Source organism: Cupriavidus sp. LA-1, assembly GCF_055385985.1.
In genome coordinates this window covers 44,819-57,713 of sequence record NZ_AP031390.1, presented here as the reverse complement: position 1 = coordinate 57,713, position 12,895 = coordinate 44,819, and the positions used below count along the sequence as shown (strand labels likewise).

The 12,895-nt window shown below is 64.6% G+C and carries 13 protein-coding genes; 6 read left to right on the top strand and 7 right to left on the bottom strand.

What is annotated here, in order from left to right; translation table 11 throughout:
• Positions 1-214: 214 nt before the first annotated feature.
• The 6 genes from ACZ5MJ_RS34475 to ACZ5MJ_RS34450 form a co-directional block, all read right to left on the bottom strand.
• On the bottom strand, positions 215-943 hold the full coding sequence (locus ACZ5MJ_RS34475) for a GntR family transcriptional regulator (RefSeq protein ID WP_078196420.1): 729 nt from the start codon (positions 941-943) through the stop codon (positions 215-217).
• A 96-nt stretch (positions 944-1,039) separates the two neighbouring features.
• Positions 1,040-2,275, bottom strand: coding sequence for an NAD(P)/FAD-dependent oxidoreductase (locus tag ACZ5MJ_RS34470; protein ID WP_464227315.1), 1,236 nt, complete (start codon positions 2,273-2,275; stop codon positions 1,040-1,042).
• A 3-nt stretch (positions 2,276-2,278) separates the two neighbouring features.
• Positions 2,279-2,602, bottom strand: a complete 324-nt coding sequence (locus ACZ5MJ_RS34465) for a 2Fe-2S iron-sulfur cluster-binding protein (protein WP_464227314.1) — start codon at positions 2,600-2,602, stop codon at positions 2,279-2,281.
• Positions 2,603-2,623: 21 nt separating this feature from the next.
• The gene (locus ACZ5MJ_RS34460; protein ID WP_464227313.1) at positions 2,624-4,060 is read right to left on the bottom strand and encodes a glutamine synthetase family protein; all 1,437 of its coding nucleotides are present in this window, start codon (positions 4,058-4,060) and stop codon (positions 2,624-2,626) included.
• Between the two features lie 83 nt (positions 4,061-4,143).
• Positions 4,144-5,457: a Rieske 2Fe-2S domain-containing protein gene (locus ACZ5MJ_RS34455; RefSeq protein ID WP_464227312.1), complete on the bottom strand. Its 1,314-nt coding sequence runs from the start codon at positions 5,455-5,457 to the stop codon at positions 4,144-4,146.
• A 109-nt stretch (positions 5,458-5,566) separates the two neighbouring features.
• Positions 5,567-6,274 carry a nitroreductase gene (locus tag ACZ5MJ_RS34450; RefSeq protein ID WP_464227310.1) on the bottom strand — a complete coding sequence of 236 codons (708 nt, stop codon included), beginning with the start codon at positions 6,272-6,274 and terminating at the stop codon, positions 5,567-5,569.
• A gap of 396 nt (positions 6,275-6,670) precedes the next feature.
• Between ACZ5MJ_RS34450 and ACZ5MJ_RS34445 the strand changes: the two genes are divergently transcribed.
• Together ACZ5MJ_RS34445 and ACZ5MJ_RS34440 are read left to right on the top strand one after the other, a co-directional pair.
• Complete coding sequence (locus ACZ5MJ_RS34445) at positions 6,671-7,528, top strand: helix-turn-helix domain-containing protein (protein ID WP_464227309.1); 858 nt, start codon at positions 6,671-6,673, stop codon at positions 7,526-7,528.
• Positions 7,529-7,650: 122 nt separating this feature from the next.
• On the top strand, positions 7,651-8,205 hold the full coding sequence (locus ACZ5MJ_RS34440; RefSeq protein ID WP_464227308.1) for a 4-hydroxylaminobenzoate lyase: 555 nt from the start codon (positions 7,651-7,653) through the stop codon (positions 8,203-8,205).
• Here the strand turns inward: ACZ5MJ_RS34440 and ACZ5MJ_RS34435 are convergent.
• Positions 8,146-9,162 (bottom strand): LysR substrate-binding domain-containing protein, encoded by a 1,017-nt coding sequence (locus tag ACZ5MJ_RS34435; protein ID WP_464227307.1) that lies wholly within the window; start codon positions 9,160-9,162, stop codon positions 8,146-8,148. The genes ACZ5MJ_RS34440 and ACZ5MJ_RS34435 overlap by 60 nt on opposite strands.
• A gap of 404 nt (positions 9,163-9,566) precedes the next feature.
• Here ACZ5MJ_RS34435 and ACZ5MJ_RS34430 point away from each other — a divergent pair, with 404 nt between their 5' ends.
• The 4 genes from ACZ5MJ_RS34430 (at position 9,567) to ACZ5MJ_RS34415 (ending at position 12,757) form a co-directional block, all read left to right on the top strand.
• Positions 9,567-10,232: a helix-turn-helix transcriptional regulator gene (locus ACZ5MJ_RS34430; protein WP_464227306.1), complete on the top strand. Its 666-nt coding sequence runs from the start codon at positions 9,567-9,569 to the stop codon at positions 10,230-10,232.
• Positions 10,229-10,795: a DUF6036 family nucleotidyltransferase gene (locus ACZ5MJ_RS34425; protein WP_464227305.1), complete on the top strand. Its 567-nt coding sequence runs from the start codon at positions 10,229-10,231 to the stop codon at positions 10,793-10,795. Before ACZ5MJ_RS34430 ends, ACZ5MJ_RS34425 begins: the two co-directional genes overlap by 4 nt.
• Positions 10,796-11,253: 458 nt before the next feature.
• The gene (locus ACZ5MJ_RS34420; protein ID WP_464227304.1) at positions 11,254-12,027 is read left to right on the top strand and encodes a helix-turn-helix transcriptional regulator; all 774 of its coding nucleotides are present in this window, start codon (positions 11,254-11,256) and stop codon (positions 12,025-12,027) included.
• 88 nt (positions 12,028-12,115) lie between these two features.
• Positions 12,116-12,757, top strand: a complete 642-nt coding sequence (locus ACZ5MJ_RS34415; protein WP_464227303.1) for a LysE family translocator — start codon at positions 12,116-12,118, stop codon at positions 12,755-12,757.
• Positions 12,758-12,895: the final 138 nt, after the last annotated feature.

Sequence of the window (12,895 nt, the reverse complement as noted above, 5' to 3'; positions counted from 1 at the left end):
TTCAGTCTATCGAGCGGGACATGGATTGACTTGTATGCGGCGAGTCCCGATTTTGTGGGCGTATCACGCGTTGATTTCGCGCGCGGACTCCCTGCGCGGGACATGACGCCGAGGTGCGTGCCAGGCAGTGAACGCCGCCATCAACGAACAAGGCCGTGGCATTGACCGCGGCCCGACTGCAGACTTACAGGTGAAGAGGGCCTGGAGCCCGACGCTAGGCCGCCGTCACGAATAGCCGCATTGCAGGCATGACCTGCGAGGCTTGCTCGGGGCGGTCTAGCGCGGTTTCAAGATTCAGGCGGGCAACATTGACGTGCTCGGTCGCCAGAGCCTGGGCACGCGTGCCTTCGCCACGTTTCATGGCATCGAACAGGCTGTGGTGCTGCCGATGCGCGTAGACGAGCCATTGCTGGCCTTCCTGGACCGCGGACTGCATCGGCAGCATGGCGCTGGCCGCGGCAAACGGCAGCCGGTTGTTCAGTTCGATTGCGCGTGCCAGCGCGCTGTTGCCGCTGCCCTCGACGATCAGCGCGTGGAAGCGGTCGTTCATATTGCTGTACGCGACATAGTCGTCATAGTCGAGCTGCGCCTTGGTCAGGACCCGGTCGCCCTCGCGCAGGCAATCCTGCAGGTCCAGCGACAGTTGCCGCGACAGCCCGTGCTCGGCGACCAGCCGCGCAGCCATGCCCTCCAGGTGCCCGCGTACCGCGATCGCGTCCTGGATCTCGCGCGGGGTGAAGCGGCGCATCATATAGCCGCTGCTGGGCGAAGGCTCGATCAGGCCTTCCTGTTCCAGCGAGGCAAGCGCCAGCCGGACCGGCGTGCGGGAGACGCCGAGCTTTTCGGCCAGCGGGATCTCGGCCAGACGCGCGCCTGGCTCGAATTCGCCCTTCAGGATCAGGTCACGCAGTTGAACCAGGACACGTGTCTGGTGGGATTCCATTGCATCCTCTTGAGATGGTGGCCACGGCCGCATTGCATACGAGATCGGCCAAGCTGCATGCAGCTTGCGAAATGGTACACCAGACCAGCCCTCCCCCTACGCCGACAGCAGCGACTTCAGCGCAACCGCTTCGTCCGCCAGCACGGCGGGATCCGGGCGCTCCCTTGCGGCCACCAGGCGCCGTGCCGCCATGTGGTCCTGCGGGCGATTGACCGAATCGGCGCCGACAACCGTGCCGTCCTTCAGGTAAAGCGCCGTGAAGCGCCCCGCCGCCACATTGCCGCGCACCACCGCCTGGTCGTGGCCCGCGGAAAATCCCGTCATCTGCAGCTTGTAGCCGTACTGGTCGGACCAGAACCATGGCACCGCTTCATAGGGCGAGAGACGGCCCGCGACGGTGGCGCCGGCGACCTTGGCCAGGTCGTTCGCGCTCTGGATCGATTCGACACGCACGCACCGGCCGCCCTGCGCACCGCCCGGCGCCCACGGATTGGGATAAGCCGCGCAATCGCCCGCCGCGACGATGGCCGGGTCGCTGGTGCGCGCGAACCGGTCGACCACGATGCCGTTGTCCACCGCCAGGCTGCAAGCCTCGGCCAACTCCACGTTCGGCATCACGCCCAGGCCAGCGACGACCATGTCCGTCGGCAGGATCTCACCGGTCTCCAGCTCCACCCCGGTGACGGCATCGTTGCCTCGGAGCTGGCGGATGCAGGTCGCCAGCCGGAAGCGCACGCCCTCCTCTTCATGGGCCTGCTGCAGGAAGGTCGAGATCAGCGGCGGCACGGCACGCTGCAGCAGGCGTTCCTGCAGTTCAATCACCGTCACGTCGAGGCCGAGCGTGCGCAACGATGCCGCCACCTCCAGGCCGATAAAGCCGCCGCCGACGACCACCGCGTGCCTTGCCTGCCGCGCGCGCGCCTTGATCTCGCAGGCGTCGGCAAGATCGCGCAGGTAATACAGGTGTCGCAGCTGCGCACCGGCGCACGGCAGCGGCCGGCAGCGCGCGCCGGTGGTCAGGGCCAGCGCGTCGTAGTGCAGCTGGCTGCCGTCGGACAGGGAAACGACCTGCGCCTGCCGGTCGATGCCGCTGGCCGTAACGCCCATGCGCAGCGCGATGCGCTCTTCCAGGAAGCGCTCCGGCGACTGCAGCGGCAGGCTTGAGGCGTCCACCGCATCGCTGAGGAAGCCCTTGGACAGCGGCGGGCGCTGGTATGGCGCGTGCGGTTCGGCGCCAATCATGGTGATATTGGCGGCGAAGCCGTTTGCGCGCGCGGCCAGTGCGAGCTGGGTGCCCGCGTACGAGGCGCCGATGATGACAAGTCCGCCCATGGTCTACCCCTGCGTTTCCGGGACATGCACGACAAGGCCGTCGAGCGCGTCGTTGACAACGATCTGGCAGCTCAGCCGGCTGGCCGGCCGGCGTTCGGCAGCCACGCCGTCCAGCAGGTCATGCTCCATGTCGTCGGGCACGGGCAGCAGCTCCGCCCAGGGCGCATCGATATACACATGGCAGGTCGCGCAGGAACAGCAACCGCCGCACTCGGCGTCGATACCGCGCACATTGTTGGCGATCGCGACTTCCATCAGCGTCTTTCCGCTCGCCGAAGCCACGTCTTTGCGGCTGCCATCTTTCAGGACATAGGTAATTGTCGGCATGACATCCTCACTGCGGTTTGATCAGAACGTATCGAAGTACTCGCGCTGCTCCCAGTCGCTGACTTCGAGGTTGAAGCGCGCAATCTCTGCCTGCTTGATGTGGCAGAAGTAATCGACGAACGCACTGCCCATGCCTTCGCGCAGGGCGTCGTCTGCCTGCAGGCAAGCCAACGCTTCCTCGAGCGTCCGCGGCAACTGCGGCGCCGGGGTTTCGTAAGGCGAATCTGCCGACGGGCCCGGGTCAAAACGGCGCCGGATGCCGTCGAGCCCGGCGATCGCCTGCGAGGCGAGATAGAGATAGGGATTGGCGGCGGGCTCGCCGACGCGGTTTTCAATCCGCGTGGCCACATCGCCCGGGCCTCCCAGCACGCGCAGCATGGCGCCGCGGTTGTCGCGCGCCCAGATCGCGCGGTCCGGCGCCAACGAATACGCGCGGAAGCGCTTGTAGCCATTGATAGTCGGCGTGGCGAAAGCTGTCGCCGCGCAGGCATGTTGCAGCAGGCCGGCCAGGTAATGGCGCCCGACCTCGGACAGGTCCTGGCCGGCGGCGTCGGGCATCATCGCGTTCCCGCCGTCGCCCAGCCGCGTCAGCGACTGGTGCAGGTGCCAGCCGCTCGACACGACATTGCGGATTTTGGGGCGGCACATGAAGGTCGCATGGTAGCCATGCCGCTTGCATACCTGCTTGACGGCACTGCGGAACAGCACCATCGCATCAGCCGTGGCGACCGGCGTCGCGGGCGCGAAGGTGAATTCGAACTGGCTGGGGCCGAACTCGATCTCCAGCGAACGTACGGGCAGGCCAAGCTGCTGCACGTTCTCGCGGATCAGCTCGATCACGGTTTCGGTGGCGTCATAGCGCAGCTCGGTCAGGAACTGGTAGCCGTGCGACAACAGCTCGACTTCAGGCGGCTCGCCGGGCTGGCCGGCGTCGTCCGGGGTCATGTGCTCGCGCACCAGGCGGAACACGTGGAACTCGACTTCCAGTCCGGTGACAAGCTGGTAGCCGGCCGCCGCCAGTTGCGCCTCCGCGTTGCGCAGGATACGGCGCGTGGCGAACGGCACGGGCCGGCCATCCTGGAAATACGGGTCGCACAGGATCCACCCGGTCTTCGGCGACCAGGGCAGCACCCGGAAGGTCGACGGATCGGGAACGAGCGTCACGTCCGCCCCGCCCTGCATGCCGGGCATGTCGAAGCCGCCGCCCGCGCTGAACACGGGAAAGACCGTGCGGTGCGATGTGTCCTTGGCGAACAGCGTGGTAGTCACGTTCACGCCGCCCCGTAACGCCTTGATCGCTTCCGATGCGACCAGCGTCTTGCCTCGCAGCACGCCATGCTGGTCCGGGAAGGAAAAGCGCACGACTTCGATGTCTCCCCCGGCCAGCCGCTGCGCGACGTCCGCCGCGGCACGGCCATGGGAATCGGTCCAGAGGCCGAATTGTTCTACAAATGCCATATGGGTCCGGCCCACCGCATCGGGCAACGCGGTGCAGCCGCCTCGGTTGGTTAATCTCGATGCGTCGGTCCTGTCGCCGCCACTCAGCCGCGCGAGGCCCATTCCGATTCGGCCCTGCGCCTGGCATCGGCCCCGATCCAGTACTCGTCCGCCGGCTGGTTCACGCTGACGCCATCGATCGATGCCGGCCCCGTCAACGTGACCGCCTGGGCAGCCTCCACCATCATCAGCGCCTTCTCCCCGCGCTGGTGGGCTTCGATTGCCGCAACCAGCTGCTTGCGGTAGGCGATGATCCCCTTGTCAGTCGTGCCGAGGTGCTCCCGGGTGCGGTCCTGGATCGGGCCCTGCGATTCGACCGCCCACTGGTCATGGACGTTGATGTCGTGGCCCATGCCCGTGTAGGTCTGCGTGCGCTGCTCGTAGGGGTTGAAGCCATAGTGGTTGCGCTTGTTCTGACGCGGCCGGTAGTCCGGCAGTTCGTACAGCGCCAGGCGCTGTTCGCGCATCTGCTGCTTGTCGACCGGCGCGGTGAAGCTGGTGAAGATGGCGTACCAGTAGCAGCTGGTGTCGTCGATGGGCACATGCCATTGCGCGATCGTCATCTCCGCGCTCATCGGGATAATGAAGGCCTGCGGGAACACCACGTTGGTCACGCGCACATGGCGGTGGCCGTCGCCGAGTTCGCGCAGCGCGGTCAGGCGCATGCCATAGTCGGTCGGCGCGATGCTGATGTCCGGGCAGTCATACTCGCGCAGCACCTGCGTGATCGGCATCGCCGAATCGGCCGAGGCGCCGCGGAATTGCTTGCCGTAGCTTTCCGAGACGTCGTCGTCCTCGAAGAAGCGGTGCAGGAAGGACGCGTGCGCGGGATCGATGCCGACCTCGAGCGCCTGCAGCCAGTTGCACTCAAGCAGCCCCTTGAACGCGAACGTGTACTGGTCCGGGGCAATGAAGCAGTCGAAGGCCGGGAATGCCGGCGGCTCGCCTGCACCGATAAAGGCGAACAGCACGCCGCTGCGCTCGACGATCGGGTAGGCGTTCTGGCGGATGCGCTGGCACAGCTTGCTGCCGGCGGGCTCCGCTGGCGTTTCCAGGCACGTGCCGTTGCGATCGAACAGCCAGCCGTGGAACGGGCAGCGCAGGCCGCCGTCTTCCAGGCGCCCGAAGCTCAGGTCCGCGCCGCGGTGCGGGCAGTCGCGGTCGAGCATGCCGTACTGGCCGTGCTCGTCGCGGAACACGACAAAGTCCTGGCCCATCAGGCGAACCGGGCGCACCGGGCGCTCTCCCTCGAACTCGTCGACCAGCGCCACCGGCTGCCAGTACTGCCGCAACAGGCGGCCGCCGGGGGTATCCGCGCCGACGCGCGTCATAAGTTCGTTCTGTTCTCTGGACATCATGATGGGGGTGTCTCCTGCTAAAACGTCATGGAAGGTTGTGGACACTGCCGCGTCCCTGATTGATGCATGGAAATCCGGACATAGGCGCCCGGGGTGCGGCTTCGACAAGCTAGGCAGCCGCCGCGTCGAATCCCTGGAAGGAAGCGAAGGCATCCACTGGCAGCCGGGACTGGCGTATCGCCAGTTCGGGAGCGCTGGTATCGGCGTAGCCCAGCGACATGCCGCACAGCACCAGCTCATCGTCGGGAATGGCGAGGCAGCACCGCAGCACCTTGTGGAAGCGCGCAATGGAAACCTGGGGGCAGGTATCCAGCCCCCAGGTCCGGGCCGCCAGCATGACGTTCTGCAGGAACATCCCGTAGTCGAGCCAGCTTCCCTGCGCGAGCCTGCGGTCGATGGTGAAAACCATGCCCACCGGCGCGTCGAAGAAGCGGAAATTGCGCGCGGTCTGCCGGGCCCGCCCTTGTACATCGTCCGGTTGGATGCCGAGGGCCCCGTAGAAGACCTGCCCGAACTGCCGCTTGCGCGAGGCATACGGCTCCAGGCCAGCGTCGGGGTAATAGGGGTACTCCTGCGCGTGCGCCCCGGCGTGATGGTGGTGCGCCGTCTCGACCTGCGCGCAAAGGGCCGCCTTGGCGGCACCGGCCACGACATAGACGCGCCACGGCTGCAGGTTGGCGCCACTGGGCGCATGGCTGGCAGTTCGCAGGATGTCGCGGACCACGTCCAGCGGAACCTGCCCTGGCATGAAGCGACGGACGGCAACGCGTCCTTCGATCGCGTCGCGGGCCGTCATCGGCGCTTTGTCTTCCTTCACTTCTCACCCCTCGTCTCTGGCCTTGCCGGCTCCGAATGAGCCGGTCGACAGGCTTTTCGCTCCTTTGCGGAAGCGAGTTCAGGATAGGCAGGCGTGTCCGGCAAATATTGAACGAGGCGATCGGAGATTTTTCCCGTGGAGCGCGCACTGCATACAGTTACGCGCAATCCACTTTTTTGACGTAGCGAGATGAGTAAATTAAAAAGATCTAAAATGCATAAATACCTCGTAAATCGGCAGATTGCACGGATTTAGCCACGCAAAAAGCACTTCAACATGGAGGTCAGTACTTATACCTGTATGCCGTATCTGATTAGCTGCATACAATGCAGTCATCCCGATCTCCGGACAATCCAGCCCATCCGCTGGCATCCGGCCTCGATGGAGGATCCCGCCATGCTCCGCGTCGCCAACACCCCCTGCCGCAGCCGCGTCACCGCCTCTTGGGCCGGTACCGAGATCGAGGTGCTGGAATTCGGCCCGCTGGAAGACATCGCGCGCCCGATCGGTTCAGACAGGCTGTCGTTGCGCGCAGCACTGCGCGAAGCCGGCGGCCATATCGATGCGCGCCTGCAACCGTGGAAGCCGCTCGACAATGCCTACCACGGCAACGACCACCTCAGCCTGATCGCCGGCAGCGCCGAAGCCTATGGCCACACCGAACGCATCGAGCAGTTCCGCTGTGCCGTGGTGCATTTCCCAGACGAGCTGATGCGCGACGCGTGCGACAGCGAGCAGAACCACGCCGCACTGGGCACGCGGCTGATGTTCGAGCATCGCGCGATGTGGGACATCGCGGACAGGCTGGCGCAGGAATGCGTCGCCCCGGGGACGGGCCGGCGCCTGTACTGCGAGAGCCTGGTCGGCCTGCTGGCCGTCGAGATCGTCCGCTGGCGGCAGTCACAGACGCGCGCGGCGAACAAGGGTGGCCTGGCCCCCTACCGCTTGCGCCGCGTTTTCGACTACATCGAAGCCAATCTCGGCACCGAGATCGCACTGGTCGACCTTGCAACCATAGCCGAACTGAGCCTGCCGCATTTCATGCGTGCCTTCCGCGCCTCGACCGGCGAAGCGCCGCTGCGCTTCATCATGCAGCGGCGCGTCAAGCACGCGCAATCGCTGCTGCTGAAGGGCGACACGCCGCTGGTCAGCATTGCGCACGACTGCGGCTTTGCCGACCAAGCTCACATGACGACCTGTTTCCGCCGGCTTGCCGGTACCACGCCGGCGCGCTTTCGGCGGGATCGTTCCTGAGCCGCTACCGCGGCCGGCGCCGTCTTGCACGACGTTCAATTTGAGCTTGAAGTATGGTCGCTTCCGCGGCCGCCGGGCGTGTGGCATCGTTGTTCGCACCCACACTGAAGCGAGGATATCCAATGAAGAACGCTCTTCCGGTCGACAACAAGGACGCCCTGATCGCACGTTGCCTGCCCTTCCTGCAGGAAGTCAGAGACATGACGCCCGGCACCGAAGTCGAGCGCTGGCTCAACGACAAGTACGGCGTGCACAGCGACCTCTACCAGGACCTCGCGCGCATGATCACTGCCGGCGTGAAGGAAGGCTGGGCGGCAGACACCGAGATCGCGGGCCGCCGCTATCGGCGCGCGCGCCTGCTCGCCCCTTGCGAGCAGACTAACTGGTTCAGCATCACCGCGGTGTACATGGACAGCACCGGCAATATTCAACGCAATCCTGAAGACTCGTTCCGCGGCGACTACCACAGCCATCCGTATGGCGAGTTCAACATGGTGGTGGCGCTTGACGAAGGCGCGGCGCTGGCCGGCCCGAACGGATGGTGCTACGGGGGGTGGACCGCGCCGGAGCCCGGCAGTCACCACTACCCGGAAGCCAAGGGCGGTGCCGTCATCGCGCTATTCTTCCTGCCCGCCGGCCGCATCGCCTACAACATCAAGGCCCCCGACGCCCAGTGATGCCGCAATGCCCGCAAGCTCGCCGCACAGCCATTGCAGCGCGGGATCGTGTGCATTGCGGGCATGCCAGAGCGCACGGACCGCGGCAACAGAGGTCGGATACGGTGTGGCGCGGCTGACCCAACCGCCCTGGCTGACGAACGCACGGGCCAGCGGCCCGGGCACCAGCGCCAGCATGTCGCTGTTGCGCAGCAATGCGGGAATCGCCAGCGAGTGCGCGACCGATATCCTCAATCGCGGCCCGGCATCCCTATCGGGAAACGCCTCCTCCAGCGACTGCCGGCTGAACATCTCCGACTGACGGGCGAGCCCGCGCTCGGTAATGAAGCCGCTGACCGACCCCTCTTCCTGGCCACCGGTGGATACCGTCAACAGCGGGTATGTGCGCAGGTCTTCCCGCGTCACGGTGCGATGCGCGACCGGGTGTGCCTGGCGCATGAGCAGCACGTCAGCCTGCTCCCACAGTGTCGTCGCGTGGAAGCGGCCCGGGACGTCGGCAAAGATCCCCACGGCAATGTCGATCCTGCCAAGGTCGATCTGGCTGGCAAGGTCCAGCCGCGTGGATGGACGGATGCAGACATTCACATGCGGCGCCAGTGCCGCCAGGCGCTCGCTCAGCGGTGCCAGCAACAGCCAGGTGATGTAGTCATTGGCAGCGACGACAAACTCGCGCCTCGCGGCATCGGGCACAAACGGTTCGATCCCGAGCGCGGCCTCGATCTGCCGCAGCGCGCTGCGCAGCGGTTCCGCCATGCTCATCGCGCGTGCCGTCGGCTCCATGCCCCGGGCTGTGCGCACGAACAGGTCGTCGCCTAGCAGGTCGCGCAACCGGCCCAGCGCATGGCTGACCGCGGACTGCGTCACATGCAGCCGCTTGCCGGCGAGCAGCAGGTTCCTGTCCTCGAAGATCGCGTCGAACACGCGCAGCAGATTGAGATCGACTCGCCCCAGGTTCATCCAGACACTCCACCAGACCAGTGGCGAGTGTATGGCGAGCCGCGGAGGCGCGTCTTGTGCGCTGTGCGCTCGGATTTTGTGGTACTAGCGTCAGAGCAATTTTTCGGTGATCGGGCCTTATGTTCAGTGGCTGCGGCAGTACGACACCTCTTGGGGAGCACACGTCGTTTGCATAAATTTGTTCTTGGCCCCATGGCCCCATGGCCCCATGGCCCCATGGCCACTGCCTACTGGCGCCTGGAGTGCGCGCGTGGCTGCGAGCCCGGCTATAACCAGCGGCGTGACGCAGGAGTTCTGCTGCCGACTGAGATATAGGTAGGTGAATCCGACACAACACGGCTCACGACTCGGATCTGTCCAGTGAGCTAGCCAAATCGTCTGGTTTTGCCTAAAATACTGGACATATGCCAGCCTTTACCGATACCACCTCAGTCCTTGAGCGCCACTTGCTCCTGCAACTCGGCGACCGCATCAAACGCCTGCGGAAGGCTCAGGGCCTTGGCACGGTTGAGATGGCCAAGCGCGTCGGCATCTCCCGGACGACCCTCGCTGCCGTTGAGGCAGGCGACCCCGCGCCAACCATGGGCACATATCTTCGTGTCATGTCCGTGCTGGGGGTTGCCGGTGACCTTGCCCTGTTAGTCAGCGATACTTTTCAACCGGCGCCGGCGAACTCTGCGGCCGCCTCATCCAAGCGCGCCATTCCGCAGGTTCAGGTTCGGGTCAGGACTGATCCAAGCCGCCATGAGGCTCAGGACTTGCAGAGCATGGCGCTGCACAAGGAAGCGATCCGCCTGATTCAGAATGACCCAGCGCTACTGGACCGGGCCCGAGAAGTCCTCAGGCGATGGCGCGCGCAGGGAGACTCACGGTCTGATTCACTCTGGTCCGAGTGGGAAACGATTCTTGCGAACCAGTCGTGGCGCAAAGCGCTTGGCCGAACTCGGCGTGCTCAAGAGTTGCGCCAAGCGTCTCCCCTGCCCACGCTTTTGCCAGACGCCCTTCGGCAAGAAGTGCTAGCACAGATTCAGGCGTTGAAAAAAGGCGTTGTCCTCGGGGACCAGGAATGAAGCGGGAAGATCTGGAGCACATCATTCGAGCTGCTGCCGACATCACGAACGAATATGAGTTCGTTGTCGTGGGCAGCCAATCCATCCTGGGGCTGATCCCTAATCCCCCGGCGGTTTTCACGATGTCCGCGGAGGCTGACATATACCCGCTCAATGCCACCTACAAGGCGGATGCGATCGACGCGGCGATTGGCGAAGGCTCGCGCTTTCACGAGACGTATGGTTACTACGCGCAGGGCGTCGGGCCAGAGACAGCGTGTCTTCCGGCCGGGTGGGAGAGCCGCTTGCAGCGCATCCAGACGGCGGGCACGAATGGGCGCGTCGGCTATTGCCTTGACCTTGTTGACCTCTTTATGGCGAAGGCAGCAGCGGATCGCGACAAGGACCGAGTCTTCTGTATGGCCCTGATACAGCATGGCTATGTCTTGCCGCGTACAGCGATCAGCCGCGTCAACGACATGCCGATAGACAGAGCTGCACAGGGACGACTGCGTGCACGCATCAAGCGCTGGACGAAGGCCTTGCGGGACCAAGGTCATGCGGTTCCCGCTGACGACGCCTAGCTCAGCTTTCAGCGCAGCAGCCATCGGCGTGCCATCGCGCTAGTCATTTCGCTGACGACGCGATAAGGCAACGTTATCGTGCCTTGTCGCCCCGGCAATGCCAGCGCCTCACACCTTCATACCTGCACGGCGCGCGCGCAAACCGTGGCTCGCCAGAGAACGGCAGATGGGCAACGGCGGTAGCCGGCCATGAAGCGCCATTCACATGCGCTTTCGGTCGGACGTCCATGCGTCGGCTTCATCCTATAACCGGACATCCGATCGCTAAAGGCAAACACTCGTTCAACGAACGAAGTGGTCGCTCCGTTAGTGCACTGGGGAGATTTTAGTAGTATCTATATATTGAGCGTCTTCTGAAACGCGATCCCACCAAACCGAAGCACTGGATGTCAGCCCATTCGCCTTTTCGTGCGGCACCGCGTAGCAATTCGACTCAGGCGTTCTGGCACGACCCGACCATGTCTTTTGTCGATAGCCGCCGCGCCTGTCATAGCCGAGCCTGCTACAAGCCGCACCACCATCCGACCTTTTCCATCGGCGCCGTTGATGACGGCCGCAGCGTCTTCACCGGCAGCGCCGAAGGTCCGGTCGCGTTGCATCCCGGCACGCTCGTATTCGTGCCCGCGACGCGCGTGCATGCCTGCAACCCGGCACCCGAAACGGCCTGGAGCTACCAGATGCTGCACCTGGACGCGGCCTGGCTCCAGGCCGTCCGGATGGAGTACGCGCAGGCCCGCCCGATAGATGCCGAGCCGATACGGGTCGTGACCAAGCCGTCGGTCTACGTACGCTTCTGCCAGCTCAACGCGTTGCTGTTCTCCGAGGCCCGCCCGTGCGACAAGGAAGCAGCGTTGATCGAGTTCATCGGCGACTGCGACACCAGGCAGGGCTTGCGCATCGAGGCGCCAGACGCTCCGTCGAACCTGGCCAGACAAATTCAGCCAGCCCTGGATTGCCTTCGCACCGCGCCCGCTTCCAGCATTACTCTGGACGAACTGGCGCAACTGACTAACATGAGTCGCTACCGGGTGATCCGCGCTTTCCGCGCAGTCACCGGCATGACGCCTCATGCCTGGCAATTGAACCAGCGCATCAATCTGGCCAGGGAGCGAATTCGGGGTGGAGACCGCATCTCGGACGTCGCCCAGCACCTGGGCTTTGCCGATCAAGCGCACTTTCAGCGGGTTTTCAAGGTGCATGCGGGCGTCACGCCAGGACGCTTCCGCGCGTAGCGTCGGAAACGGTACGACTGCAATTTCCTTCAATACAGAACGCGCTGCGTTCGGCACACTGCGAGAAAAATTCGTATGTGGAAATTGAATGCAGCAGTTTCTGATGATCGCCGCAGCGCATTTCCTGGCGCTGCTTTCTCCCGGCCCTGATTTTTTCCTGATCGCCCGAACATCCCTGTCCGCTGGCTGGCGCGTCGCCAGCGGCGCTTGCCTTGGCATCGCCATGGCCAATGGGGTGTTCATCGCTGCCGCGTTCGCCGGCACCGCCGCGCTGCAGCCGGACACGACCTTGTTCGTCGTCCTGCAGTTGGCCGGCTGCACCTATTTGGTCTATATCGGCGTGCTGTTCGTACGCTACGCCGGCAGCAATGATCTCAAGGTGGCGGCATCCGGCGGCCGGGGTACTCCGCCCACGCAACCACTCGTCGCCTGGCGACGCGCCGCTGGCATGGGCTTTCTCTCTGGCATCCTCAACCCGAAGAACGCGCTGTTCTATGCCAGCCTGGCCGCGATGCTGACAGGCCCGCACGCCAGTGCGGGATGGAAGACACTCTACGGCACCTGGATGTTCAGTGTGGTGCTGCTATGGGACGTGGTGATTGCCGTCCTGATCGGCCACCAGAGCGTGCTACGGCGCTTCGCACGGACTCTGCCCTGGCTGGAACGCATCTCCGGGCTCGTTTTGATCCTGCTCGCACTAGGCGTGATCACGGTTCTTTTGCTGCGTTGACGATTATCCAGAACAACGTCCGCGGCCAACGTTCAGCGGGGCTCAGCCATTCGCGAGCACCGAAGCATAGACGGCCAAGTGTCCCTTCTACGTTCAAGGCAGCCATTGAATTTGCCTTGTAATGAACAACGGCTCAGG